The organism is Neisseria sp. P0020.S003, from assembly GCF_051957095.1.
Taxonomy (GTDB): domain Bacteria; phylum Pseudomonadota; class Gammaproteobacteria; order Burkholderiales; family Neisseriaceae; genus Neisseria; species Neisseria subflava.
Genome location: NZ_JBQCWU010000073.1, coordinates 1 through 448, shown reverse-complemented (window position 1 = coordinate 448; position 448 = coordinate 1). Strand labels below are relative to the sequence as shown.

At 51.3% G+C, this 448-nt stretch carries 2 pseudogenes; both read right to left on the bottom strand.

Annotated features, from left to right (window positions below):
• A pseudogene (locus ACTHTQ_RS11380) lies at nucleotides 1-72 on the bottom strand (methionine biosynthesis protein MetW); the annotation flags it as partial.
• Nucleotides 69-448 (bottom strand): annotated as a pseudogene (gene metX / locus ACTHTQ_RS11375) (homoserine O-acetyltransferase); the annotation flags it as partial. The pseudogenes ACTHTQ_RS11380 and metX, both read right to left, overlap by 4 nt.

Below are 448 nucleotides of genomic sequence, written 5' to 3'. Positions count from 1 at the left end.
GCCTAAATCGAGTACGCGGCTGCCTTCGGGTATCCAATCGTAAATGAGTTGCACGTCTTCGCGCAGATTCATTTTTGGCCGTCCTTGTAAACGTTGTTCATGTCAGCAGCAACCGCGCGGATATAGGCTTCGCCTTCCCTCAAGAAGACACCGTGGCCGTGCTTGAATCTGACTTCAATGTACTGCACGGATTTTTGCGTGGCGATTAATGCCTTGACCAATTCATACGAACGTTGCGGCGAGAAGCGCCAGTCGGTACTGAAGCTGGCAACAAAAAACTTAGCCTGCACATTCTCCACGGCGCGAGTGAGGTTGTGGCCGTAATCGGCGGCCGAGTCGAAGTAGTCGAGTGCCTTGGTCATCAGCAGATAAGTATTGGCCTCGAAACGGCCGACAAACTTGTCGCCTTGATAGCGAAGATAAGGTTACACTTCAAATTCAACGCCAT